At 63.6% G+C, this 24,245-nt stretch carries 19 protein-coding genes and 1 pseudogene; 11 read left to right on the top strand and 9 right to left on the bottom strand.

The window, feature by feature from the left end:
* Positions 1-8: 8 nt before the first annotated feature.
* Both LGH82_RS15870 and LGH82_RS15865 read right to left on the bottom strand, forming a co-directional pair.
* A complete protein-coding gene (locus LGH82_RS15870) occupies positions 9-1,262 on the bottom strand; it encodes a sarcosine oxidase subunit beta (RefSeq protein ID WP_227349358.1) in 1,254 nt (417 codons plus the stop codon).
* An 84-nt stretch (positions 1,263-1,346) separates the two neighbouring features.
* The gene (locus tag LGH82_RS15865) at positions 1,347-3,758 is read right to left on the bottom strand and encodes a GcvT family protein (RefSeq protein WP_227349357.1); all 2,412 of its coding nucleotides are present in this window, start codon (positions 3,756-3,758) and stop codon (positions 1,347-1,349) included.
* A 127-nt stretch (positions 3,759-3,885) separates the two neighbouring features.
* On the opposite strand from LGH82_RS15865, the gene LGH82_RS15860 reads away from it, so the two are divergent.
* The 4 genes from LGH82_RS15860 (at position 3,886) to LGH82_RS15845 (ending at position 8,587) form a co-directional block, all read left to right on the top strand.
* Complete coding sequence (locus tag LGH82_RS15860) at positions 3,886-5,442, top strand: trimethylamine methyltransferase family protein (protein ID WP_227349356.1); 1,557 nt, start codon at positions 3,886-3,888, stop codon at positions 5,440-5,442.
* Positions 5,443-5,600: 158 nt separating this feature from the next.
* Positions 5,601-7,040, top strand: coding sequence for an aldehyde dehydrogenase family protein (locus LGH82_RS15855; RefSeq protein ID WP_227349355.1), 1,440 nt, complete (start codon positions 5,601-5,603; stop codon positions 7,038-7,040).
* Between the two features lie 4 nt (positions 7,041-7,044).
* The gene (locus LGH82_RS15850) at positions 7,045-7,632 is read left to right on the top strand and encodes a DUF1349 domain-containing protein (RefSeq protein WP_227349354.1); all 588 of its coding nucleotides are present in this window, start codon (positions 7,045-7,047) and stop codon (positions 7,630-7,632) included.
* 220 nt (positions 7,633-7,852) lie between these two features.
* Positions 7,853-8,587, top strand: a complete 735-nt coding sequence (locus tag LGH82_RS15845) for a dihydrodipicolinate synthase family protein (protein ID WP_413771453.1) — start codon at positions 7,853-7,855, stop codon at positions 8,585-8,587.
* An 81-nt stretch (positions 8,588-8,668) separates the two neighbouring features.
* Here LGH82_RS15845 and LGH82_RS33680 read toward each other — a convergent pair whose 3' ends face one another.
* A complete protein-coding gene (locus LGH82_RS33680; protein ID WP_413771452.1) occupies positions 8,669-8,818 on the bottom strand; it encodes a hypothetical protein in 150 nt (49 codons plus the stop codon).
* Here LGH82_RS33680 and LGH82_RS15840 point away from each other — a divergent pair.
* Positions 8,817-9,497 (top strand): GntR family transcriptional regulator, encoded by a 681-nt coding sequence (locus LGH82_RS15840; RefSeq protein WP_227349353.1) that lies wholly within the window; start codon positions 8,817-8,819, stop codon positions 9,495-9,497. The genes LGH82_RS33680 and LGH82_RS15840 overlap by 2 nt on opposite strands.
* 178 nt (positions 9,498-9,675) lie before the next feature.
* Positions 9,676-10,572, top strand: a complete 897-nt coding sequence (locus tag LGH82_RS15835; protein ID WP_227349352.1) for a glycosyltransferase family 10 domain-containing protein — start codon at positions 9,676-9,678, stop codon at positions 10,570-10,572.
* 23 nt (positions 10,573-10,595) lie between these two features.
* Here LGH82_RS15835 and LGH82_RS15830 read toward each other — a convergent pair whose 3' ends face one another.
* The 6 genes and pseudogenes from LGH82_RS15830 to LGH82_RS15800 form a co-directional block, all read right to left on the bottom strand.
* Positions 10,596-12,164, bottom strand: coding sequence for a glycosyltransferase (locus tag LGH82_RS15830; protein ID WP_227349351.1), 1,569 nt, complete (start codon positions 12,162-12,164; stop codon positions 10,596-10,598).
* 53 nt (positions 12,165-12,217) lie between these two features.
* Positions 12,218-13,381, bottom strand: a complete 1,164-nt coding sequence (locus LGH82_RS15825) for a glycosyltransferase family 4 protein (RefSeq protein WP_227349350.1) — start codon at positions 13,379-13,381, stop codon at positions 12,218-12,220.
* A gap of 159 nt (positions 13,382-13,540) precedes the next feature.
* On the bottom strand, positions 13,541-15,070 hold the full coding sequence (locus LGH82_RS15820) for a mercuric reductase (RefSeq protein WP_227349349.1): 1,530 nt from the start codon (positions 15,068-15,070) through the stop codon (positions 13,541-13,543).
* Positions 15,060-16,400, bottom strand: coding sequence for a glucoamylase family protein (locus LGH82_RS15815; RefSeq protein WP_227349348.1), 1,341 nt, complete (start codon positions 16,398-16,400; stop codon positions 15,060-15,062). Before LGH82_RS15815 ends, LGH82_RS15820 begins: the two co-directional genes overlap by 11 nt.
* Positions 16,393-17,838: a GH39 family glycosyl hydrolase gene (locus LGH82_RS15810; RefSeq protein ID WP_227349347.1), complete on the bottom strand. Its 1,446-nt coding sequence runs from the start codon at positions 17,836-17,838 to the stop codon at positions 16,393-16,395. Before LGH82_RS15810 ends, LGH82_RS15815 begins: the two co-directional genes overlap by 8 nt.
* Positions 17,839-17,958: 120 nt before the next feature.
* Positions 17,959-18,766 (bottom strand): annotated as a pseudogene (locus LGH82_RS15800) (IclR family transcriptional regulator).
* Between the two features lie 189 nt (positions 18,767-18,955).
* Here LGH82_RS15800 and LGH82_RS15795 point away from each other — a divergent pair.
* The 5 genes from LGH82_RS15795 to LGH82_RS15775 are packed head-to-tail and all read left to right on the top strand — an operon-like array spanning position 18,956 to position 24,232.
* Positions 18,956-19,969 (top strand): ABC transporter permease, encoded by a 1,014-nt coding sequence (locus tag LGH82_RS15795; protein WP_227349344.1) that lies wholly within the window; start codon positions 18,956-18,958, stop codon positions 19,967-19,969.
* Positions 19,969-20,811, top strand: coding sequence for an ABC transporter permease (locus LGH82_RS15790; protein ID WP_227349343.1), 843 nt, complete (start codon positions 19,969-19,971; stop codon positions 20,809-20,811). The genes LGH82_RS15795 and LGH82_RS15790 overlap by 1 nt, the downstream gene beginning before the upstream one ends.
* A 3-nt stretch (positions 20,812-20,814) precedes the next feature.
* Positions 20,815-21,891 carry an ABC transporter ATP-binding protein gene (locus LGH82_RS15785; protein WP_227349342.1) on the top strand — a complete coding sequence of 359 codons (1,077 nt, stop codon included), beginning with the start codon at positions 20,815-20,817 and terminating at the stop codon, positions 21,889-21,891.
* Positions 21,888-22,925: an ABC transporter ATP-binding protein gene (locus LGH82_RS15780; protein ID WP_227349341.1), complete on the top strand. Its 1,038-nt coding sequence runs from the start codon at positions 21,888-21,890 to the stop codon at positions 22,923-22,925. The genes LGH82_RS15785 and LGH82_RS15780 overlap by 4 nt, the downstream gene beginning before the upstream one ends.
* Before the next feature lie 38 nt (positions 22,926-22,963).
* Positions 22,964-24,232 carry a CaiB/BaiF CoA transferase family protein gene (locus LGH82_RS15775; protein WP_227349340.1) on the top strand — a complete coding sequence of 423 codons (1,269 nt, stop codon included), beginning with the start codon at positions 22,964-22,966 and terminating at the stop codon, positions 24,230-24,232.
* The last annotated feature ends 13 nt before the right edge of the window (positions 24,233-24,245 follow it).

Raw genomic sequence — 24,245 nt, 5'->3', positions numbered from 1 at the left:
CGACATGACTAATGCGCGATGCCGGAGCCGGCCGCCTCGTCGATAAGCCGCCCGGTGGCGAAGCGATCCAGGTCGAACGGACGACTGATGTCGTTGTGCTTGCCGGTCGCCAGCAATTGCGCCAGCAGCGTGCCGCCGGCGGGAATGGCCTTGAAGCCGCCCGTGCCCCAGCCGCAATTGAGGAACAGGCCGGGCAGCGGCGATTCGCCGATGATCGGCGAGGAGTCCGGCACCACGTCGACGATACCCGCCCATTGCCGCATCAGCTTCAACTGGCCAAAGATCGGGAACATCTCCAGCAGGCCGGCGATCACCGTCTCCAGCGTTGGCAGGTTGCCGCGCTGCGCATAGGATGGGATGCGATCGAGCCCGCCGCCGATAACGATTTCGCCCTTGTCCGACTGGCTGACATAGACGCCCGTGCCGGGCGACAGCACCACCGTGTCGAGGATTGGCTTGACCGGCTCGGAGACGCAGGCCTGCAGCGCATAGGAATTGATCGGCAGGCGGAACCCCGCCTTGGCCGCCAGCACCGACGAATGCCCGGCCACCGCCATGCCGATACGGTCGGCCCGGATCGCGCCACGCGTCGTCTGGATGCCGCGGCAGCGGCCGCCCTCGACGATGAAATCGGTGATCTCGCAATTCTGGATGATGTCGACGCCAAGCCGGCTCGCCGCCCGTGCATAACCCCACGCCACCGCGTCGTGGCGCGCCGTGCCGGCCCGGCCTTGCCATATGCCGCCGAAGACCGGAAAGCGCGCATCCGGCGAAAAATTGTAGATGGGCGCCACTCGCCGCACATCGTCCGGCGAGAACAGCTCGGCATCGATGCCGTTGATCTGCATGGCGTTGACGGTGCGCGCGCCGACTTCCATCTCGGCTGTGCTGTGGCAGAGGTTGACCATGCCGCGCTGCGACAGCATCACATTGTAGTTCAGGTCCTTCGACAGCCCCTCGTAGAGCCGGTGCGCCAGGCCGTAGAGCTCGACGCTTTCGGGATAATAGTAGTTGGAACGCACGACCGTCGTGTTTCGGCCCGTATTGCCGCCGCCGATCCAGCCTTTTTCCAGCACCGCAACGCGGCTGATGCCGTGATTCTTGGCCAGATAGTAAGCTGTCGCCAGCCCATGGCCGCCGCCGCCGATGACGATCGCGTCATAGGACGGCTTCGGTTCGGGCGAGCGCCAGGCCGGCTGCCAGCCGGTCTGGCCGGCCAGACCCTCCTTGAAGAGCGATAAAGCGGAATAGCGTCGTGTCATGGAGTGCTGGACGAGCCTGATTTCGGAAGGAATGAAGACGGATCATTGCACGGACTTTTGCGTCCGTGCCACCTGTTTGAGCGGTCATGCCCGCATCTTTATGCCTTTGGGATCGTACGGCGAGGCGGCGATGACCCGTGCACCGCGTTCGACGCCGACAATGTGGGTGGTGAGCGCCGTGCCGACGGCGCACGAGTCGCGGTCGACCATGGCCATGGCAAGGCTCTTGCGGACCGTGTAGCCGTAGCCGCCCGAGGTGATGAAGCCGGCGAGCGAGCCCTTGTTCCAGATAGGCTCATAGCCACTGGCATCAGCATCGATCGCGTCGATCTCCAGCGTCGCCAGCATGCGTACGGCCCCGGCCGCCTGTTCGCTTAGCGCAACGTCGCGCCCGACGAAGTCACCCTTGTCGAAGGCGATCCAGCGGTCCATGCCGGTCTCGGCCGGCGTGTAATCTTGGGTGAATTCGCGCGACCAGATGCCAAAGCTCTTCTCCAGCCTGAGCGAATTGACCGCGCCAAAGCCGTATTCGGTGACGCCCAGATCCTTGCCGGCCGCCATCAGCGCGCGCCGCAGCGTCGCATGTTCGTTCGCCTGGCAATGAATCTCGTAGCCAAGTTCGCCGACAACCGAGAGCCGGCCTACCTTGGCCCGCATCAGCCCAACGTCCAATGTCTTGCAGGCCAGCAAGCCCAAGGCCTCGTGCGAGACATCCTGATGTGTCAGGCGCTCCAGAAGCTTGCGCGAGTTGGGGCCGGCCAGCGAGAAGCCGACCACCGCGTCCGAGATGTCGCGGACGCTCACGCCTTCGGAAAGGTGCTTTTCGAACCAGCGCATGTGCCACTGGCGCAGGTAATAAGACCCCATGATCCACCAGGTGCCGTCGCCCCAGTTGAAGACAGTGAGGTCGCCCTTGAGCTTGCCGTTTTCGCCCAGCATCGGCGCGAGCTTGGCGCGTCCTGGCTTCGGCGGCGCACAGGCAAGCACCCTATCGAGCCAGGCCTGCGCCCGCGGCCCGGCAATCTCGTAGCGCGAGAAGGCCGTGATATCGAGGAGGCCGACGCCTTCGCGCACTTTCCGGCATTCCTCGCCGACGATGTCGAAGGCATTGGAGCGCTTGAGTGCAGGCGTCTCGACAAAGCCTTTCGGCGCGAAATAGAGGGGCACTTCCATTCCCCAGGAACTGCCCCATCGCGCGCCCGCCGCGTCCATTGCGTCATGCGCTCCGGCGGTCTTGAGCGGCCGTCCCGCCGGCAACTGCTCGTTGGGATAGCTCATGATGAAGCGGCGCGAATAGAACTGGCCGGTCGTCTGCTTGATATATTCGCGGTTGGAGGCGAAGTCGCCGTAGCGGGCGATGTCCATGCCGTAGACATCGGCTTCCGGCTCGCCATGGATCATCCATTCAGCGAGCGACTTGCCGACGCCGCCACCTTGCAGGAAGCCGGCCATGACGCCGCAGGCCACCCAGTAGTTGGGAACGCCGCGCACCGGGCCGACCAGCGGATTGCCGTCCGGCGAGAAGGTGAAGGCGCCGTTCACCCAGCGCTTGATCCCGGCCGTCTCCAGGCACGGATAGCGGCTGAAGCCGAGCGCCAGTTCGTCGGCGATGCGGTCGGTGTCTTCCTGGATCAGTTCGATGCCGTAGTTCCACGGCGCGCCGTCCATGTTCCAGTGCTTGTGGTTGGTCTCGTAGATGCCGAGCAGCAGACCCTTCTGCTCTTGGCGCATATAGGTGAAGCCTTCGAGATCGACGACCATCGCCAACTCGCGGTCCAGTGCCTGGATTTCGGGCAGCGCCTCGGTGACCAGATAATGGTGCTCCATCGGGGACACCGGCAGATCGATGCCGGCCATCCTGCCGACCTGCTTGGCCCACAGGCCGCCGGCATTGACGACGTGCTCGGCAACGATCGTGCCCTTCTCGGTCACCACATCCCAGCTGCCATCGGCGCGCCGGTTCAGCTCCAGCACCCGATTGTGCTCGATGATGTCGGCGCCGCGCTGCTTCGCTGCCTTGGCGTAGCCGTGCACTACGCCCGAAGGATCGATATGGCCCTCCCGCTCGGCATAGAGGCCACCCAGTATGCCGTCGGTGTTGAGGATGGGGCAATGATGCTTGATTTCGTCGACGCCAATCAGGCGGACGTCATCGATACCCATCGTCTGGAAGACCCGGTAAGAGGCCTGAAGCCATTCCCAGCGCTCCGGCGCCGACGCCACCGAGATGCCGCCGGTCATGTGCATGCCGATGTTCTGGCCGGATTCCTTCTCGACCTCGGAGAGCAGGTCGATCGTGTAGCTCTGCAAGGCGGCGATGTTGGGATCGGCGTTCAGCGCATGGAAGCCGCCGGCCGCGTGCCAGCTCGATCCGGCGGTCAGGACTTCGCGCTCGACAAGCGCGACATCGCGCCAGCCGAACTTGGCCAGATGGTAGAGCACCGAGGCTCCAACCACGCCGCCGCCGATAACAACTGCCCGGTAATGGGATTTCATCCTGTTGTCCTCCACCCGACTATCGCGGGCACCGTATCGACATTGTACATCTGTGTCTAGACGACTATGGACAATTGTGTACAGAGCCAATAGTGTCAGGCTGGAACGATGCTTCAGGGGTGCTGCGATGCTCGACGGCCCGAAAGTTGACGTGAGACATGCAAGGCGGCGTGGCCGTGGTGCGCCCGGCGACAAAGGTGCACCGTCCCGCTCTCCCGATTACCGTCACTTGCGCAATTCGTTCCTGCCGCAGCCGGTCTTCTCCTCCGACCAGGTCGAGGCGATCCACGGCACGGCGCTGCGCGTGCTTGAGGAACTCGGTATAAAGGTGCTGCTCCCCGAAGCGCGGCAGGTTTTCAAAGCCGCCGGTTGCCTCGTCGACGAAGAGACCCAGATGGTCCGCATCGGCCGCGATGTGGTCGGGGCGGCGTTGCTGTCGGCGCCGAAATCCATCTCCGCGAAAGCAGGCGACCGTGCCCGCGACCTCGTCTTCGAGCTTGGCGTCATGACATTCACGCCCGGCTGCGGCGCGCCCAACGTGACCGATCTCGATCGCGGGCGCCGCGCCGGAAACCTGGCGGATTTCGAGGACCTCGTGCGCCTCGTGCACTCCTTCGACGTCATGCATGTGCACGGTCCGTGCGTGGAGCCGCAAGATGTCGAGATGTCGCTCCGGCACTACGCCATGATGCGGGCGCAGCTCACCCTGTCCGACAAGTTTCCGTTCGTTTTCGCACGCGGCACACCGCAGTCCGAGGACAGTTTCGAAATGCTTCGTCTGGCGCGTGGCCTGTCGGTGGACGAGTTCCGCGACAAAGTTCACTGCTACACGGTCATCAACACCAATTCGCCGCGCCAGCTCGACATTCCGATGGCGCAGGGCATCATCGATTTCGCCAGGGCGGGGCAGGTCTCGATCATCACGCCGTTCTGCCTTGCCGGCGCCATGGCGCCGATCACCGTGGCCGGCGCGCTGACGCTGCAGCATGCCGAGGCGCTGGCCGGCATCGCGCTGGCGCAGCTCAGCCGGTCCGGCGCGCCGGTGATCTACGGCAGCTTCTCGTCCAACGTCGACATGAAATCCGGCGCGCCGGCCTTTGGCACGCCGGAGCATGTCAAGGCGACGCTCGGCGCCGGGCAAATGGCGCGGCATCTCGGCCTTCCCTGGCGCGCTGGTGGCGGTAGCGCTTCCAACACCTCCGACGCGCAGGCGGCGCATGAAACGCAGTTCGCGCTGTGGGGCTCGGTGCTGGCCGGCGCCACCGTGCTGATCCATGCGGCGGGCTGGCTTGAAGGCGGCCTCAGCGTCTCCTTCGAGAAGATGATCACCGACATCGAGGCATTGCAGACGGTCGCCGAACTCTTCGACAAACCAGGCGGAAACGATGCCGACATCGGCTTCGATGCGATCGCCGAGGTTCAGCCTGGCGGCCATTTCTTCGCTGCCCAGCACACGATGGAACGCTATCGCACCGCGTTCTACGAACCGCTCGTCGCCGACTGGTCGAATTTCGGCAACTGGACGCAATCGGGTTCGAAAACCGCGACTGAACGCGCCAACGGAGTCTGGAAAAAGCGGCTGGCCGAATTCGTTCCCCCCGCATCGGCGGTCGCGACGGCGGATGTGCTCGACCAATTCATCGCGCGCCGAACGGCTGAAGGCGGCGCCGTACCCGTTTCCTGATCCGTCCGCTGATCGAAGCGGAGCTCGATCGCATGAGCCAGTGGTCGCATCAGCCACGAGGTTGCGACCATGAGCATGCTTTCCCGCGCCGCAATTGTCTGTCAAATACCCACTTCACATAGACAGCGCCGCGCGGCGAGCTCCCAGGGAAGACAGACATGACCCAGTTTCGGAAAAACCTCATCGATGGCGAATGGGTGGGCGACGCCGGTTCCCGCAACATCAATCCGTCCAATCTCGACGATGAGGTCGGCGAATACGCTTCGGCAGGGCCGGAACAGGCCAGGCAGGCCATTGCGGCGGCGAAGGCGGCCTTTCCGGCCTGGTCGCGCTCGGGGCTACTGGCGCGCCATGCCGTGCTGAAGAAGGCGGCGGACGAGATCACCGCGCGCAAGGATGAGATTGGTAGGTCCCTGGCGCGCGAGGAAGGCAAGACGCTGGCCGAGGGCATCGGCGAGACCATCCGTGCCGCGCAGATCTTCGATTTCTTTGCTGGCGAGACCCTGCGTCTGGCGGGCGAATTGATTCCGAGCGTGCGTCCAGGCGTCGGTGTCGAAATCACCCGCGAAGCGGTCGGCGTGGTAGGCATCATCACGCCGTGGAATTTCCCGATCGCCATCCCGGCTTGGAAGATCGCGCCGGCGCTGGCCTACGGCAACACCATCGTCTTCAAGCCGGCCGAACTGGTTCCCGAAAGCGCCTGGACCATTGTCGACATCCTGCATCGCGCCGGCCTGCCGAAGGGCGTGCTCAACCTCGTCATGGGCAAGGGTTCGGTTGTCGGCCAGGCCATGCTCGACAGCCCCGACCTCAATGCCATCACCTTCACCGGCTCTGTCGGCACCGGCAAGCGGGTCGCTGCGGCAAGCGTCGAGCATATGCGCAAGTTCCAGCTCGAAATGGGCGGCAAGAACCCGCTCGTGGTGCTTGACGATGCCGACCTCTCAGTCGCGGTCGACTGCGCCATCAATGGCGCGTTCTTCTCGACGGGACAACGCTGCACGGCGTCATCGCGGCTGGTTGTGACCGACGGCATCCACGACCGTTTCGTGGATGCCCTCAAGGACCGCATGAGCAAACTGGTGATCGGCGATGCGCTGGATGCCAAGACGCAGATCGGCCCGGTCGTCGACCAGAGCCAGCTGAAGCAGGATGAGGACTATATCGCCATCGGTCGCCAGGAAGGCGCCGAGCTCGCCTTCGGCGGCGAGCGGCTCGATCGCCAGACGCCGGGCTTCTATCTCCAGCCGGCGCTGTTCACCGGCAGCACCAACGCCATGCGCATCTCGCGCGAGGAGATTTTCGGGCCGGTGGCGAACGTCATCCGCGTCAAGGACTACGATGAGGCATTGAACGTGGCCAACGATACGCCGTTCGGGCTGACCTCCGGCATCTGCACGTCCAGCCTCAAGCATGCGACGCATTTCAAGCGCAATTCGGAGGCGGGCATGGTCATGGTCAACCTGCCGACGGCGGGCGTCGACTTCCATGTTCCCTTCGGTGGGCGCAAGGGATCGAGCTACGGTCCGCGCGAGCAGGGCCGCTACGCGGCGGAGTTCTACACAACGGTGAAAACCGCCTATACATTTGCCGGCTAATCATATGGTGGAGAAAACCCCCGCCGCTGGCCTGACCTGGCTCAACCCGCCGCCGCACCATGCGGCGGTTGGCAATACACACCATGTGCGCACCGGCAAGGAAACCGACTTCTGGCGCGAGACCTTCTATGATTTCTGGCGCGACAACGGCCACTTCCTCCACCAGTCGGTCGAGGGTGATTTCAGCGCCGAGGTCACGGTCAGGGGGAACTACGAGGTGCTCTACGACCAGGCCGGGCTGATGATCAGATTGAGCGAGACGCATTGGATCAAGGCAGGCATCGAATACACCGATGGGCTGATGTACTTTTCCGTCGTCGTCACCAACGACGCCTCGGACTGGTCGCTGGCCACCATTCCGGCAGATCCCAACGGCGTCAGGATCCGGCTGACCCGCCACGCGGAGACGATCCGCGTCCAGTATCTCAGCGCGGCCGATGGCCACTGGAAACCGGTGCGTCTCGCCTATTTCCCACCGTCGAAAACAGTCGATGTCGGCATGATGTGCTGCTCGCCGCAGCGCGAGGGTTTTGAAGTGACCTTCGCGGATTTCTCGGTCGGCCCGCCAATCCCGCGCGATCTTCACGACTGAGGCAGACCACCCGGTTCAGCGCGGTTTTCCTTGCCGCGCCGGCAGGCTTCGCCAAGGCCATATTCCCGATCAGAATTCGGCGCAACGTCGTTGCGCCGTCGACACTTCGCAGTGCTCTCCACCGCGAGGCGGTCTCTTGCGCTCGATTTTGCATATTGTAAGATTGGATCCAATTTTGGCCGCTGGTAGGTTTTGCGAGGAGGAGCGGAAAAATGACGCATTGGCAGGGTGTGTTTCCGGCGGTCACGACCAAGCTGGAACAGGACGGCTCCATCAATCCAAGGCGACGCAGGCGAGCATCGACCGCCTGATCGCCAATGGTGTCTCGGGCATCATCGTGCTGCCGATGCTGGGCGAGAACGCATCGCTGCAGCCTCGGGAGCGGGAAGCCGTCGTGCGGGCCGCCAAGGAGGTTGTCGCCGGTCGCGTTCCACTGCTTTCCGGCCTCGCCGAGATTTCGACCGCCAATGCCGTCACTAGCGCCCGTAAATACCAGGACTTCGGCGCCGAAGGCCTGATGGTGTTTCCAAGCCTTGGCTACAGGACCGACCCGCGCGAGACGGCCGCCTGGTACAAGGCGATCGCCGGCGCCAGCGACCTGCCGATCATGATCTACAACAACCCGATCGCCTATGGCGTCGATGTCACGCCCGACATCCTGAAGGTGCTGGCGGACTGCCCGACGCTCGTGGCGGTCAAGGAAGAAACGGGTGACGTGCGCCGCGTTACCGACATGTTCATCGCGCTGGGCAACCGCTTCGATATCTTCTGCGGCGTCGACGACCAGATCGTCGAAAGCATGTCACTCGGCGCCACCGGCTTGGTGTCCGGCATGACCAATGCGTGGCCCAGGGAATGCGTGGAGATCTTCAATCTGTGCGCGGCCGGCAATTTCGCCGGGGCGCGCGATCTCTACCGCATCATGACGCCATCCCCCATCTCGATACGCACGTGAAGCTTGTCCAGTACATCAAGATGGCCGAGCATCTTGTCTATGGCGCGCCGGAATGGACCCGGGCGCCGCGCCTGCTGCTAGCTAGTTGGCGAGGAACGCGAGCGTGTCATTGCCACCATCAAGACGGCGATCGAGCAGCTCAAGCAGGCATAGGCCTGCCCGGCGCGGTGTCTGGCCGCGTTGGAGATGGCATCCCTCGAAGAACAGGAAATGGATCCGGGAACGCCGCATGCCCCCAGCCAACAGGCCGCTCCAGCGCCAGACCGTCACGGCTATGGTCGCCGAATACATCGCCGCCAGGATCATCGGCGGCGATTATCCTGGCGGGCACCAGATCCGTCAGGAGGCCATTGCCGCCGAACTCGGCGTGAGTCGCATTCCCGTGCGCGAGGCGCTTCTGCAACTGGAGGCCGATCGTCTGGTCGTCATCCGCACGCATCGTGGCGCGATGGTCTCGGAACTGTCAGCGGACGATGCGGTCGACCTGTTCGATGCGCGGCTTCTGCTCGAGCCTTTCCTGGTCGAGAAGGCGATTGCGCGCGTGTCCGACCAGGAGATTGCCACGGCCGAGACAGCGATGCGCGCCTATGAAGCCGCCATTGGCCGGGGCGACGATCCGAGGGAACTCAGCCGCCTCAACTGGGCATTCCACACCACCTTGCTGGAACCGTCCATGCGGCCGCGCTCGATGGCCGTCGTCCAGACGCTTTTCAGTTCCGCCGACCGCTATCTGCGCCTGCAGATCGAGCCCGCCAAGGCCCAGGCAAAGGCCCTCCAGGAGCATCGCGAAATCTTCGAAGCCTATCGCCGCAGGCAGGCCGACGAGACGTCGCTGCTGCTCAGGAGGCATGTCGCCTACGCCGTCGATGAAATTGTCAGCCAGCTAAGGCGTGGCGAGGCCGCTGCCTGATCGTTGATCCCCGGGGCACTGAAAGAATACCTTCCACAAGCTGGAACAGGAGCGTAAAGCGGAGCGGGGGGCATTTGCGCTGAGGGTACGCGCTCATGCAGTCAGACGAGCCGATTTTTCTTTTCTACACCTCGTTCTTCGGTAGACCTGTGGACGTCGCGGCCATTCCACGCTGCCGGTGCGATGGAGCGTCGACCGCCGCCATCTCTCCGACGCGACGGCAGTGATCTTCCATCTTCCGGATTTTCGCGAGATACGCGACGCCCGCAAATATCCCGGCCAATATTGGGTGGGCTGGTCGATGGAAAGCCGGGAGAACTACCCCCTGATGGCCGCCCCCGGGTTCATGCGGAATTTCGACATCACGATGACCCATGAATCCGGGTCGGATGTCTGGCGGCCCTACCTGCCGGACTCAAAATGGTGGGAGGCTGCGCAAGGAGGTTCCCGGCCAGCGAAAACCGAAAGCGTCCCCGTCGCGCATTTCCAATCCGCTGCGATCGATCGCAGCGGCCGTATCGCATTCGCGGCAGAACTTGCCCGGCACATCGGGATCGATTCCTATGGGCGGCATAATCCCACTCGAACGATCAAGGGACCTGATCTTGGCCGGCAAACGAAGGTCGAAACCATTGCGCGGTATCGGTTCTGCCTTGCCCTGGAGAATTCGATCTCGCCGGACTACGTGACCGAGAAAATATATGACCCGCTGATTGCTGGCACTGTGCCGGTCTATCTCGGCGCCCCGAATGTCGACGAATTCGTGCCTGCCAACTCATACATCAATGCCTCGGCCTTCAGCAGCCCCGCGGATCTCGCCTCTTACCTTCATCATCTGATCGAAACGCCGCAAGCCTATGAAGCTTATTTCGCCTGGCGCGCGAACCCGCTGCCTGAGTGTCTGGCCAGGCGCATTCAGGGACTGAACGCGTCGGCGGAGTGTCGTTTGGTGGCGCTTGTGCATCAACGCATGCGCGAACGGCATAGCCCGCCGTCGGACCGGCCATCGCTGCCGTTTGGCCGCATCGCTTTCCTGCGGACCAAGCTGAGACGCTGGCGGAAGGCCCTTGGCTGAACCCGGCCTCGCATCGGGCCGCTTCACCAGGGCACGTGGAATATCTCCAGCTTGGGAAGTCCGACCGGCCTGATGCCGAGGTCATTGGCGAGAGCGCCAAAACCTTCCGTCTCGATGAGATCGCGATAGGGAATTTCGGGAAAACGAAGGCCGCCTCGGTGCAAGGCCGCGTCAACAAGGAGCATCGTGCCGCCGACGCCATCGAGCCCGATGATGTCGAGATGCCTGACGTCGCTGAGATAGAGACGGTTTGGCGATGTCGAGGGTGGTTGGTAGAGGCCGCCACGTATGAGGCGATAGTAGCGATAGTCCTTGTCGAACCTGGTCGCGACAAAAGTGTTGAGGTCGAAGCTGCCGCCACGGGCGATCTTGACACAATTGGGAACGGCGATGCGGTGCCCGGTTCCGATCAGCTGGTTCACGACGTCGCCGGGAAACCGCCAGACGTCGATATCAATCCACAGCGCCCAGTCGTCGTCGCCGTCCAGCCCATGGTCGATGAGATGGTTTCGCACCTTGGCGATGGCGCCGCGCCTTACCCGCTGGTGCCTTGGTTTCGCGCGCTTTTCCCGGTCAAGGCTCGTTCCCAGATGTTTGCGTAGCAGTTTGATTCCGCGATATTTCTCGCGGATGGCGGCCGTCGCCTCCTGCAGCTTTTCCCAGCTTCCGTCCGTGCTGTCGCCTTCGCAGAACACCAGCTTGATCCTGTCCCTGGGATAGTCGAGCGCTTGCAACGTATCGAGAAACGGCCGGATATGATCCGCCGCGTCGCGAAGCGGCACCAGAATGGCAATGTTCGGCCCCGTGGGTCCTGGTGATGCCAGCGCTCCCGGACTGACACTGCTCTTGGCGGTGACTTCGTCGAGACAGGCGCCGCGCGTCAACTGGTGCCGGAGCCGATAGGCGCGCGTTCGGATCTTGTCCCACAATCGTGGTGGCGGCGGTGCCTTCCACCATGTGCCCGCCCAGTGGTGGATCGACAAGGTCGGCCCTCGGGATTGGCTGTCGGCACGCCCCGCCGAATCGACGGGGCAAAACAGGCTGGAGGGGTGTATGGAGAAAGCCGCCTGGTCATCGTAGCCGCGTTGCGCCGACGTCAGCATGCACGGTCCCGTGGCGTCGATCGCTTCCTTGGCATTGACCAGTCCGGGTAGCAGCGACAGCACGTGAAGCCAGAACGGATGCCGGGGTGGGCTCGCTATCGTGCCGTTGAAGATCAGATAGGGCAGGCCGCGAAAATTCGCTTGGACCAACGCATGCGAATCCGGCTCCTTGCAAACCACGATCCGCTCCTCGCCCATGATCGGATCGAAGGGCGCCGCGCATTCGCAGTCGATGTCGGCGTAGACCCCGCCGAAATGATGGAGAAGCATGTAGCGTCCAGCATCAGCGCGAAGTACGCCATGTGGATAGCTGCAATAGACAGGCAGGAAGTGAGGATAGTGTTCGGCCACGAATTCCAGGAGTTTACGGTCGCTCCAGAACATCATCGTCCAGTCGGGATGATGTTTATTCCAGCTCTCAATATAACCCTGAAACCGGGTCGGGACGTTGTCGGTCTTCCACGTCTGATGCAATATTGGTGGAATCATCGGCAGTCCATCGACCTTTGATTAAATTTTGACCCTCGAGAGTAACCTAAGGTTTATCTGGCGGCATCGTCCAGTCCTAATCCGCGGCGCATGGCATTGCGGATGGCTTCAGGGCCAAAGCGCGCCCACACTGCCTCGTGCGCACGCATGCGCTGACGCGCAAGGCGGTCGCGATCCCTGCAAAGGGCGACGGCCGCGTCCGTAAGGCCTTCATCCGATTCCGAGAGGAGCACCTCATCACCATCAATGAGGTCGAGGCCTTCGGCCGCCAGCGGGGTCGCAATCACCGGAACGCCCCAGGCCATCGCTTCGAGCAGCTTGATGCGCGTGCCACCGCCGCTTGAAAGTGGAACGATGGTCAGGTGCGCGCTCTTCAGCAGCGGCGTCAGATCGCTAGGGCTCTCGACCAGCGTAATGCCTGGCAGTTCCGCCAGGGCTTCGACCTTTGGCTGGGGCGCACGACCCGCGATGATGAGCCTGGCATCCGGTAGTGCCGTGCGGATGCCGGGCAGGATGGTGCCGGCAAGTCGCATGGCGGCATCGACATTCGGCTCGTAGCCGAGATGCCCGACGAACAGGATGACCGGAAAGCCGTTGCCGGTCGTGGCCTGCGCCGGCAAGGCCGACGGAATGTCCTCGGCGCGAGGGATGCCGTTCGGCACGACATCGATCGGCACGCGATGCCGGGCATGAGCGTTCAGTTTTTCGCGATCTTGGCTGGAACAGACCCAGACCCTGTCGACGATCGAAAGGGCTTTTCTTTCGAGGCGTCTGAGCCCGGACGCACCTGTGACGGCGGACAGCCCCCGAGCGTTCCGCCGCAACTGTCCCGCGAGATCGGACTCGACATTGTGCATGTCGAGAATCAGCTGGCTGGCCAGCGGTCGCAAAGGGTGGAGCAGCTTGAACAGCGCAATGCCCTCGACCACGATGGTGTCTGGGCGAAACGTTCGGACCAGAGCTTCGAGGCGCGTCAGGGCGGAGCGCGAGATTCGGTTCTCGCCGGCCATCCTCCACCAGCCGATCGAGCTTGTCTGGGCCTCCCCCTCGATCGCAAGCGCTACCGTATGGATCAGGGGATCGAGTGGTCGCGATGGGTCGGTCTGGGGCCGGACCGAGACCAGGCAGACCGGCCCGTATTCGGCGGCCAACTCGGCGTTGCGGTAATTTCTGAGATCCGCGCCAGAGACAGGTGGAAAGGCTGGCTCGTGGCACACTATCAATGTCCGCGTTTCTTTGCTCGGACTCGGGATTGGCAATCTATCTGGCCTTCCTGTCGTGTCTTCGATGCGAGTTCGGGAGCGATACTGCAAGGCCTTCAGCCCTGGCAATGCCCTTGTGTTCACAAACGGCACGCATCGCGCCAGCGATGTGCTTCACTGCCGGGACCAGGCCAGCCAGCGCTGCGACAGCCGCATCCAGAAGGGCGTGAGCCTTGTCCGCCTGTAGGCGTCTCCAGCCATCTTGATCCCTTCGGCCTGCGTCGGGAAGGGATGGATGACATCGGCCAGCGCACGCAGCCCCATGCCAGAGGTGATGGCGAGTGACACCGCGTTGATCATTTCGCCTGCATGGCTGGCGACGACCGTCGCGCCGAGTATGCGGTCGGATCCTTCCTTGACGTGAACCTTGACGAACCCCTCTTCCTCGCCGTCCATCACCGCGCGGGCGACATCGTGCATCAGCACTGTATAGGTCTTGACCGGGATGCCGTTCTTGCGTGCCTGCGCTGGATAAAGTCCGACATGGGCGATCTCCGGATCGGTATAGGTACACCACGGAACGACCAGCTCGCTCAGCCTCTTGCGACCGAAAAACAGCGCGTTCCGCACAACGATGCGGGCGGTTGCCTCGGCGGTGTGGGTGAATTTGTATTCGAGACAGACGTCGCCCGCCGCATAGACCAGCGGGTTCGTGGTCCTGAGATAGTCGTCCACCTTGATGCCGTTGGCGTCGTATGCCACCCCGGCATTTTCCAGGTCGAGACCGTCGACATTGGGCGAACGGCCGATGCCGGTGACGATCTCGTCGACGGAAATCGTCGTGGTGTCGTCGTCGCGCACCAGGTCGGCGAGCTTCTTCCCACCTTCCGTGCGCACCGCCACCACTTCGGTGTTGAGGCGAACTTCCACCCCCTCGCGCGCCAGCGCGTCCGAAAGGATCTGGGCGGCGTCGCGTTCTTCACCAGGCAGGAACATCGGATCGCGCTGCGCCAGGATGACCTTTGCTCCCAGAAGGCAGAAGGCCTGCGCGGCTTCGCAGCCGAGCGGTCCGCCGCCGATGACCAGCAGCCTTGGCGGAAGGTCCACGAGGTCGAACGCGTTTTCATTGTCGAGATATCCGGCCTCGACCAGCCCAGGGATCGCCGGCAGGCTCGGGCGGGCTCCCGTCGCGACCAATGCCCTCCTGAAATGCAGCGTCTTGTCCGCGACCGCGACCGTGTCCCGCCCGGAGAATCGCGCCTCGCCGAAGTAGAGGTCTATGCCCTCGGACGCGATCGTCTGGGCGCTATCGGCGCGGCCGATCCGCTGCCGGATTTGCCGCATTCTCGTCATCGCCCGCTGAAAGTCGACCCGAAGACGGTCCGGCGTGTCGCCGCCGAAATTCTCGGCATCGCGCATGTCGGCATAAAGCCTGGCCGTGCGGATCAGCGACTTTGAAGGGATGCAGCCGACATTGACGCAAGCCCCGCCGATGAGGCCGCGCTCGATAAGCGCGACTTTCGCGCCAAGGCTCGCCGCCTCGCGCGCGGCGGTCAGCCCGGCTGGGCCGGCGCCGATGACCACAAGATTGTACGGGCCCGCCGGGTCGGGGTTTCGCCAATGCGGGGGATGGGCGCTCTTGATCAGCTCGAGGTCGTTGCGGTCGACCGGGAATGCCGCGGCCTTTGTCCGGTCACGCGACATCGCTGCCATCCCCCGAGGGCCGCGCCAGCCAGCCGCCCGTGAAACCCGCCTTGAGCAGGCCGCGACGGATGTGCTGGTTTGACCGCATCAACGTCCAGAGCAGCCGCGAACGGTGGTTTTCGATCATCATCACGGTGATGCCCTGGTCCAGCCCATAGTGCCCCTCCGAGACCCAGCCATCCCTGCCGAATTTTCGCCGGTTCGCCAAGGTCGGGTTGAAACCGCTCGGCAGCCGGAAATTGCTGACCACGCCGGGGTAGCGATCCAAAAGATGGCGCAGCGCCGGCAGGCAGATTTCAGGCGCGAAAGGCAGCGACGCCGGATAGGACCATGGCGCGATCGTTCCGTCATCCGGTCCAAAGGGCGCGCCACGCGCGGCATAACCAGAAAATCTGTGAGGCCGTCGCTCGACACTCGCCCGAAAGCCGCCCGGCCCATCCCCTGCGGAAAGTCCCCACAAATTGTCGCTATAGCCGCCATAGTCATAGGGATTGTGCCGCGCATAGTCGCGGTGAAGATAGGTCGAGCGGCGGCTGTTCTCGAAATAGTCGGAGTTTTTCTCGCGCATGAAAGCGTCGCGGATGCCGGCGAAATCAATCCAGGCATGCGAGAACTGGTGCATGAACAACGGGCCGCCATAGAGCACGTCGTAGCCGTAGATGTTTTCCCATTGGTAGGTCGCCGTCCAGCCGGCATAGCTGTCGTCCGAGGTCGGACTGTCCGGCGAGGCCATGGACAGGACATAGAGGATCGTCGCTTCGTTGTAGCCTTCCCAGCCATAGTGGAGAAAGCCGCTCTTCGGCTTCCAGCCCTGTCGCAAGGTGGGCGTGCTGCCCTGTGCCCAGCGCCAGTCGACACGTTTGTACAGCGCCTCGGCCAGTTCCCGGATTTCGCGCTCGTCGTCATTGTTTTCCGAAAAATAGGTGGCCGCCACGAGCACGCCAGCGATCAGCAGGGCCGTGTCCACCATCGACAGTTCGCAGCGCCAGACGCGCTGGCCGGTCCGCATGTCGAGGAAGTGGTAGTAGAAACCCTTGTGGCCGGTAACATCGTCGCCATTACCTTGCTCGCTGTTGCGGAAGAAGCGCAGCGCGGCAAGGGTCAGCTCCACGGCCTCGGCGCGCGTCATCCAGCCGCGCTCGACGCCGATCGGATAGCAGGACAGCGCGAAGCCGACGACGGCGATGCTTGCCGGCGAATTGGGCCGCGACGTGTCGGCGACCAGCCCGTTTTCCGGGTTCACATTCTCCAGGAAATAGTCGAAGGCCGCGCGCTGGAGACGGTCCAGCAGCTCTTCGTCGGACAGTGCGGCAGGCGAACCCTCAAGCAAGTGAAGCAAACTCCAGCGTGATCACCGCGATCCCCAGCGGCGGAACGGTCACGTCGAATTCGAGGCCGCGGCCACTCCAGAAGACAGGTAAGTGCTCTGCCCGCATTGCCGAGGCGGTGTGGAGGTCATCGGCCATTGCCGGGCTGAGATAGTCCGGGCTTCCCATCGTCTCCCAGAGCGCCCTGGCGTTGGCATTGCCATCGTCGATCCGCCGGATTGTCGCTATCGCCGGCACCGGCGCATTGAGCAGTTCGACATGCACGGTCTCGTCCTTGATCGTGTGGCGCGGCAACGCGAAGTTCGAGACCAGGACGGTCATCGAATGGCCGTCGCGCACGCTCCAGGCGTCGACCGTCGGATGATTGCCCTCCATCTGCAGAATCTCCGTTCCCAGCCCGTGCAGCAGTTCGAACGCACGGTAGGCCGGTTTGGCGATGCCGTGAAGGTTCATCAGGCCGAAACCGCCATGGAATGGTTGGGAAGGAAAATAGTTCTCCTCGAAAATGTCGGAAAAGGTCCAGTAGCTGTAGCCCTGGACCAGCCCGCGCGCCTCCATCACCGTCTTGACGATGAAGGCGGCGGCATAGGGCTGGTCATGCATGGGGTCGCGCGGATTGGAGGACGTGCACCATTCGGTGTAGTAGAGCGGCCGCCCACCCGCTTGGCCGCGTGCAATTCGCGCCTCGTCGCGCAGCGCGCTTCGAGTGCTCTTCGACAGCTGGGTTTCAGTGTCATCTCCAGGCTGGCCGAAGGCGTCGGTCGGATAGTGATGGGTGCTGATAAAATCCACCGGCAGGTCGTTACTCGTGCAGAAGGCTGCGAAATCCTCGATCCAGGCGTTGGCGGCGGTCGCCGGGCCGCCGACTTTCAATTGCCCGTCCACGGATTTGATGGCTCTTGCGGTGTACGCATAGAGCTTGAAATAGTCCTCCTGCCTGCCGCTGCCGAACGCTTGGAGGTTGGGTTCGTTCCAGACCTCGAAGAACCACTGGCGCACTTCCTCCAGGCCGTAGCGGTCGACCCAATGGGCTGCAAGTTTCGAGATCAGCGTCGACCACTGGTCATAGTCCCTGGGCGCGCTGACATTGGCGCGGTAGTGGAAGATGATCTGGCCGCTGGACGACAGCATGGTCGGCATGAAGCTCAGTTCGACGAACGGGCGCATGCCGATCGATAGCAGGAAATCAAAAATCTGGTCGGCGTTGAAAAAGGAGTAGAGCGGCCGGTCGTCCTGGTCGATGAGCGTGCCCATGTCGTCATCGAGCAACCCATGGAAGCGGACATGGCGAAAGCCGAGTTCATCATGCGCGCGGCGCATCTGCGCCTGCCAGTCGGCGCGCAGCGCGAGCGTCGCGTGGCCGCTGCCGACCGTGTGTTCCCAGAAGTGCGGAAAGTCCTCGCCCCGGCCGCGGAGATCGCAGCGAAAAATGGCGTCCATGGGCGGTATCCGAATTTGGCATGCGTTGGCTAACTATACGCCGGCCATGGTGTATTCGTTGCCTGGTCACGCCGATTTGTAGTTGGCTTGGCTTTGCCAATGGCGCTTTCGAGGCCGGACCTAGATCGCGTTCCCCTCGAGCTGGTCGCCCAGTGCTTTTACCATGGCCACCAGTGCCGGTCCGATCTCGGCATGCGCGCGTTCCTCGGTGATGATCTCGCCGATGCCGCCACAGGTGATGGCGACCAATGGCGAACCATCGCGCGGACGGAAGGGCACGCCGACCGCATGGATGTAGCTGTGCCAGGCGCCGAATGACGTGACATAGCCAAGCCGTGCATATTGGGCGATCGCTTCATCGATCGCCGCCGTGATCATTGCCGCCTTGTCGGGTTCCGCTTCTTGCAGCGCCCGTACGAGGTTGGCGCGCTCCTCGTCCAAGAGTCCTGCCGTGTAGGCCAGCCCCATCGAGGTCTTCCATATAGGTAGGTACGAGCCCGGATTGAGCCGCAGCGTGACAAGGCTCTCGGAGCGGCAATTGGCCAGATAGACCATTGAGGCCGTCGCGCGTGCCTATCGCCACAGCGGCTCCGGTCAGGTCAGCCAGCGGCTGCATCAGCGGCCGTGCCAGATGCACGACCGCGCTGGAACTCAGCGCCGAATAGCCGAGCGCCACTGTCGCCGGTCCCAGGCTGTAGCGGCCGAGATCCTTGTCGTATAGGAGGTAGCCGAGCGCGCTCAGCGTATAGGTGATCCGCGATACCGTGGCTTTAGGCAGGCCGGTGCGTGCGATGATATCCTGGTTGCCAAGCGAAACGTCGCCCGGCCGGAAGGCACGCAAGATGCCCAGTCCGCGCACCAGCGACGAGGAAAGCTGCGTGCCTTCGCCGTCGAGCTCCGTCTCGTCCCTGGTCGCTCGCTTGCGCACGCTGCGGATCTTTCTGGCGGGGGTGTTCGCCTGTCGGGCCGGTGCTGCCGGCACAGTATGATCAAAAATGAAATTAAATTCCATTTATATTGACAGGGGCTTTCCCAGACTGTCAATATGCTCCCCATCGATGGCATCTGCCTGTGCCTTGTGCCATCTTACGAAGCCCATCCTTGTGAAGGTAGCCACGTGTCCCGCTATATTTTGCGCCGGCTTATCGCAATGCCGTTTCTGGTGCTCGGCATCGTCACCATCGCCTTCCTGATCACCACGGTGACCAAGGGCGATCCGCTGACCGCCATTGTCGCCGAACAGCAGATGAGCAATCCCGAAGTGGTCGCCGCCGCAAAGGCCCGCTGGGGCCTCGATCGTCCGCTGCCGGAACGCTATATGATATATCTTGGCAATCTGCTGAGCGGCGACCTCGGCACATCGTTCATCACCAAGCGCAATGTCGGCACCGACATTCTCTATCGCTTGCCCGCGACGCTCGAACTCGTCTTCGCCGCGATGATCTTCGGCACCACGCTCGGCATCGTGCTGGGCGTTCTGGCTGCCTATTTCCGCAACAGCCTAATCGATCACGGCGCCCGGCTCTTCGCCCTGTTCGGGTCGTCGCTTCCAGTTTTCTGGTCGGGACTTGGCCTGCTGTTCATCTTCTCCGTCATGCTGAACTGGCTGCCGGGGCCGGGCAGGGTCGATGCTCGCCTGGCATTGCCGCCCGGCATCACCGGCTTCCTGACCATCGATTCGCTGCTGGCCGGCAATTTCACCGTGTTCAAGGATGCGCTCTGGCATCTGCTGCTGCCGGCTTTCGTGCTTGGCTGGACGGTGTCGGGAACCATATCGCGGCTGGTGCGCGCCAACATGCTGGATGTGATGAGCCGGGAGTTCGTGCTTACCGCGCGCGCCAAGGGCGCGGGTGAGTTCCGCGTCGTCATCGTGCACGCACTGCGTAACACCATGGTGCCGACGCTGACGGTCATCGGCTATTCCTTCGCCTACCTGATCACCGGCGCGGTGCTGACCGAGACGATCTTCTCCTGGCCGGGCATGGGCTCCTATGCCGTCGAGGCGGCGCGCGCGCTCGATTTCCCCGCCATCATCGGCGTCACCATCGTTGGCGGCCTGGCTTTCCTCGTCACCAACCTCATCACCGACATACTCTATGTCGTGGCCAACCCGCGCGTGAGATTGAGCTGATGTCCGCGGTCGTAACAAAATCCCGTTCCGCCGCTATCCCTGAATGGCTGACCGCGCCGTTGGTCATCGGCACGGTGGTCATCCTGTTCTGGCTGTTCATGACCGTGTTCGCCAATCTCGTCGTGCAGTTCGATCCGCTGGAAATGGTCGCGCGCCGCCTGCAGCCGCCAAGCTGGGCGCATTGGCTGGGCACGGATGCGCTCGGTCGCGATGTGCTGGCCCGCACCTTGCACGGGGCGGCGCATTCGCTGCCGATCGCGGTTCTGGTCGTCGTCTCGGCCGTGGTCATCGGTTCGCTGCTCGGTGCGATTTCCGGCTTCGTCGGCGGCCTGACAGGTGCGGTGATCATGCGGCTGGTCGACGTGACCTTGTCCTTCCCGCCGATGCTGCTGGCCATGGCCGTGGCGGCGTCGCTGGGTCCCGGCCTTGGCAACGCAGCCATCGCCATGGTGCTTGTCTGGTGGCCGGTCTACGCCCGGCTGATGCGCGCGCAGGTTCTGGAAGTGAAGGAGCGTGAGCATGTCGAGGCGGCTATCGCGGCTGGCGCCCGGCCGCATCGCGTACTCTTCAAACACATTCTGCCGCTCTGCTGGACCCCAGTCCTGATCAGCGCGACGATGGACCTAGGCCAGGTCGTGCTGCTTGCCGCATCGTTGAGCTTCATTGGCCTTGGGGCCACGCCACCGACGCCCGAATGGGGATCGATGATCTCCGATGGTGCCGTCCATTTCTATCAATGGTGGATCGCCTTCGGCCCCGGCGTCGCCATCCTCACCATCGTGCTCGGCTTCAACTTCATCGGTGACGGCTTGCGCGACTTTCTCGATCCGAGGTCGGACTAGACGATGAGCGTACAACAGCTTTCAGCGGGCAAGGCGCCCGCCAATGGGACGGCCGAACAACCACCGCTTTTGTCCATTCGGGGCCTGCGGGTCGGGTTCCGGCGCGCGGGCAACCAGTTCGAGGCGGTGCGCGGCATCGATCTCGACGTGGCCAAGGGCGAGGTTCTCGGCATCGTTGGCGAATCCGGTTCGGGCAAGTCGGTGGGCATGCTTGCCGCTCTGGGCCTGACGTCGAAGAATGCCGTGGTCACCGGCTCCGTGCGCTTCAACGGCGACGAGCTGGTCGGCAAGTCGTCGCGCGAGATGCGCAAGATCAGGGGCGCGCGTATCGCCATGATCTTCCAGGATCCGCTGTCCTCGCTGAACCCGGTGATGACCGTCGGCGCGCAGATCGCCGAAGCGGTCAGGCTGCATCAGCGGGTAACGCGCAAGCAGGCCATGGCGCGCGCCGTCGAACTGCTCGCCCTTGTGGCGATCCCGCAGCCGGAGCGCCGGGTCAACCAGTATCCGCATGAATTCTCCGGTGGCATGCGCCAGCGCGCGGTCATCGCCATGGCCGTCGCCAACGACCCGGACCTGTTGATCGCCGACGAACCGACGACAGCACTCGACGTCACGGTGCAGGCGCAGATCCTGGCCGTGTTGCGCTCGCTGCAGGAGCGGCTCGGCCTCGGCCTTGTGCTGATCACCCACGATCTCGGCGTCGTCGCTGGCCATGCAGACCGCGTCGCGGTCGTCTATTCCGGCCGCGTCGTCGAGCAGGCGACGGTGTCGGAACTGTTCGCCGACCCGCGCCACCCCTATACGCGCGGTCTCATCGCCTCGATCCCCAATCTGGAGGAAAGCCGCGAGCGGCTGTTTTCGATCGAAGGCTCCCCGCCGGCGCTCGGCCGCTTGCCGGGCGGTTGCGCCTTTCACCCGCGCTGCATCTATTCCGAGGGACGCTGCCGGACCGAGGACCCACCGCTGCTCGATATTGGTGGCAGGTTCTCCGCCTGTCATTTCGCGACGACCTTGCCGCCGTTCCATAGCGCTTCGCTGGCGGCGGCGGGCATGGATACCGGAAGCGTGGTCCCATGAACGCGGCAGCAGAACACAAGACCGAAGCGGTGCCGGCGCAGGCGCCCGCGCTGTCGGTTCGCCATCTCGTCAAGGATTTTCCGGTTCGCGGCGGCCTTATCTTCGATCGCGCGGTCGCCCAGGTGCGCGCCGTCGCCGATGTCTCGTTCGACCTCGCGCCAGGAGAGACACTGGGCCTTGTCGGCGAATCCGGTTGCGGCAAGTCGACCCTCGGGCGCTGCCTGATGCGATTGATCGAGCCGACCAGCGGCGAAAGCTGGTTCCGTGGCCAGAACCTTTTGGCGCTCAATCACGAGGACATGCGCCTGATGCGGCGCTATATCCAGCTAGTCTTCCAGGACCCCTACGGTTCGCTGCATCCGCGCATGCGCATTGCCGACAACATCGCCGAGCCGCTGCGCATGAGCGACATGTCGTCGGCCGACCGCCGCGCGCGCGTCGCCGAACTGCTCGAACTGGTGCGGCTCAATCCCGAGCACGGCAGGCGCTATCCGCACGAGCTTTCCGGCGGCCAGCGCCAGCGCGTCGTCATCGCCCGCGCGCTCGCTCTCAACCCGAAAGTGGTGATCCTCGACGAGCCGGTATCGGCGCTCGACGTCTCCGTGCAGGCCGGCGTGCTCAACCTGCTCAAGGATATCCAGCAGTCCTTTGGCACATCCTATCTGTTCATCGCGCACGATCTTTCGGTCGTGCGCCACATCTCGCACCATGTCGCGGTGATGTATCTCGGCAAGATCGTCGAGATCGCGCCGGCGGGCGAGCTCTACGCCAAGGCGTTGCATCCCTACACCCAGGCGCTTCTGTCGGCCGTGCCGCTGGCCAATCCCGAAAAAGAGCGCAAGCGACAGCGGATCGTGCTGACCGGCGACGTGCCGAGCCCGCTCAATCCGCCCTCCGGCTGCCGCTTCCGCACACGCTGCTTCAAGGCGCAGGCGATCTGCGCCTCCGTCGAACCGCCGCTCGACCCCGCTGGCGGCGCGCACCGTGTCGCCTGTCATTTCCCCGAACCGGTGAACGCCTTCAGCGCCGCCTGACAGGCAACTTCCGCAATGACCCGCGAAGGAATTTGATTGTGACTGAAGACTGTCCCGTCGATGCCGCCGTGGCAGGCCGCCAGCGCCTGCCGCTCGAAGGCATCAAGGTGCTCGACCTTTCACGCGTTCTCGCCGGCCCGTGGGCGACGATGAGCCTTGCCGATCTCGGCGCCGAGGTCTGGAAGATCGAGAACATCGATGGCGGCGACGACACCAGGGCGTGGTCGGTGCCGAGCTACAAGGGCATCAGCACCTACTACCTGTCCGCCAATCGCGGCAAGCAGAGCATCGCGCTCGACATGAAGAGCCCGCAGGGCCTGGCGATCGTGCGCGAACTGGCGGCGAAGGCCGATGTCGTCGTCGAGAATTTCCGTGCCGGTACCGCGGACCGGCTCGGCGTTGGTTATAAGGAACTCAGCGCGTCCAATCCGCGACTGATCTACTGCTCGATCTCCGGCTACGGCCAGACCGGCCCCGATGCGAACCGTCCTGGCTATGATTTCGTCATGCAGGCCGAAAGCGGCCTGATGGCGATTACCGGCGAGAGCGGCGGCGAGCCGATGCGCGTTGGCGTCGCCATCACCGACGTGGTCTGCGGCATGGTCGCGACGCAGTCGATCCTGGCGGCACTCTACGAACGCATGACGACCGGCAAGGGCCAGTTCCTCGACCTGTCGCTGATCGATTGCGCGCTGAGCCTCCTGATCAATGTCGGCAGCGGCTACCTCAACACCGGCCGCGAGGTCGCCCGCTACGGCAATGCGCATCCGACGGTGGTGCCCTATCAGATATTCGAGACTTCGGACGGCCGTTTCGCGCTGGCCGTCGGCAATGACCGGCAATTCGCGGCGCTGTGCGAAAAGGTGGTCGGTCTGCCGCAACTGGCGGGGGATTCGCGCTTCATCAAGGCAGGCGCTCGCGCCACCAACCGCGAGGAATTGATCCCGCAGCTCGCTGCGGTCTTCAGGACTGGGACGCGCGACCACTGGATGGCGGCATGTGCGGCGGCCAGCGTGCCGGCCGGCGTGGTGAAGTCGATCCCGGAGGTCTTCGACAGTCCCAATGTGCGTGAGCGTGGCCTCGTCCAGACCTTGCCGCATCCGCATCTGGGCTCGGTCGCCATGGTTCGTCCGGCGCAGGGCCTTGCCGCGCAATTGACGGCGGATTTCACCGCTCCGCCCATGCTGGGTCAGGACACCGAGACGGTGCTGACTGACGTGCTCGGCTACAGCGCCGACAGCATTCGCGACCTGATCGACACGGGCGCCATCGGCATCTACAGCCCCGCTGAACCTGTTACCGCCTGACCTTTACGGAGCC

It is taken from the genome of Mesorhizobium sp. PAMC28654, from assembly GCF_020616515.1.
Taxonomy (GTDB): domain Bacteria; phylum Pseudomonadota; class Alphaproteobacteria; order Rhizobiales; family Rhizobiaceae; genus Mesorhizobium.
The sequence above is the reverse complement of the archived record's forward strand: the minus strand, read 5'-3'. Positions and strand labels throughout refer to the sequence as shown.

Excerpts from the sequence above, each read along its gene's own strand:
- LGH82_RS15870 (WP_227349358.1), bottom strand. The coding sequence starts at position 1,262 with ATGACACGACGCTATTCCGCTTTATCGCTCTTCAAGGAGGGTCTGGCC.
- LGH82_RS15865 (WP_227349357.1), bottom strand. The coding sequence starts at position 3,758 with ATGAAATCCCATTACCGGGCAGTTGTTATCGGCGGCGGCGTGGTTGGA.
- LGH82_RS15860 (WP_227349356.1), top strand. The coding sequence starts at position 3,886 with ATGCTCGACGGCCCGAAAGTTGACGTGAGACATGCAAGGCGGCGTGGC.
- LGH82_RS15855 (WP_227349355.1), top strand. The coding sequence starts at position 5,601 with ATGACCCAGTTTCGGAAAAACCTCATCGATGGCGAATGGGTGGGCGAC.
- LGH82_RS15850 (WP_227349354.1), top strand. The coding sequence starts at position 7,045 with ATGGTGGAGAAAACCCCCGCCGCTGGCCTGACCTGGCTCAACCCGCCG.
- LGH82_RS15840 (WP_227349353.1), top strand. The coding sequence starts at position 8,817 with ATGCCCCCAGCCAACAGGCCGCTCCAGCGCCAGACCGTCACGGCTATG.
- LGH82_RS33680 (WP_413771452.1), bottom strand. The coding sequence starts at position 8,818 with ATGCGGCGTTCCCGGATCCATTTCCTGTTCTTCGAGGGATGCCATCTC.
- LGH82_RS15830 (WP_227349351.1), bottom strand. The coding sequence starts at position 12,164 with ATGATTCCACCAATATTGCATCAGACGTGGAAGACCGACAACGTCCCG.
- LGH82_RS15820 (WP_227349349.1), bottom strand. The coding sequence starts at position 15,070 with ATGTCGCGTGACCGGACAAAGGCCGCGGCATTCCCGGTCGACCGCAAC.
- LGH82_RS15810 (WP_227349347.1), bottom strand. The coding sequence starts at position 17,838 with ATGGACGCCATTTTTCGCTGCGATCTCCGCGGCCGGGGCGAGGACTTT.
- LGH82_RS15790 (WP_227349343.1), top strand. The coding sequence starts at position 19,969 with ATGTCCGCGGTCGTAACAAAATCCCGTTCCGCCGCTATCCCTGAATGG.
- LGH82_RS15785 (WP_227349342.1), top strand. The coding sequence starts at position 20,815 with ATGAGCGTACAACAGCTTTCAGCGGGCAAGGCGCCCGCCAATGGGACG.
- LGH82_RS15780 (WP_227349341.1), top strand. The coding sequence starts at position 21,888 with ATGAACGCGGCAGCAGAACACAAGACCGAAGCGGTGCCGGCGCAGGCG.